Origin of the sequence: Moellerella wisconsensis ATCC 35017 (assembly GCF_001294465.1) — a bacterium.
Taxonomy (GTDB): domain Bacteria; phylum Pseudomonadota; class Gammaproteobacteria; order Enterobacterales; family Enterobacteriaceae; genus Moellerella; species Moellerella wisconsensis.
In genome coordinates this window covers 1-230 of record NZ_LGAA01000091.1, presented here as the reverse complement: position 1 = coordinate 230, position 230 = coordinate 1, and the positions used below count along the sequence as shown (strand labels likewise).

Here is a 230-nt window from a genome sequence, read left to right as displayed (position 1 = left end):
AAGGGTGCAAGGTAAAGATTGAAATAGATCCAGCATTTGCTCAGGACTTCTGATAACGGATGCTGGAAAGTGGTCAGATGCGGATAAAAGGTAATGACCGAGTGATAAATCACCACCAGACAAATACATAACCCTTTGATCTGGTTAATCCATAGCTCTTTTTGTTTCATCAGGACAACACGCTCTTTTTATTTAACATGCGGTTGATCCTGCGGGGCGAGTCGCGTGGT

Annotated in this window: 1 pseudogene; it reads right to left on the bottom strand. The window is 43.5% G+C overall.

The window, feature by feature from the left end:
- Positions 1-170, bottom strand: a pseudogene (locus M992_RS15530) (acyltransferase family protein); the annotation flags it as partial.
- Positions 171-230: the final 60 nt, after the last annotated feature.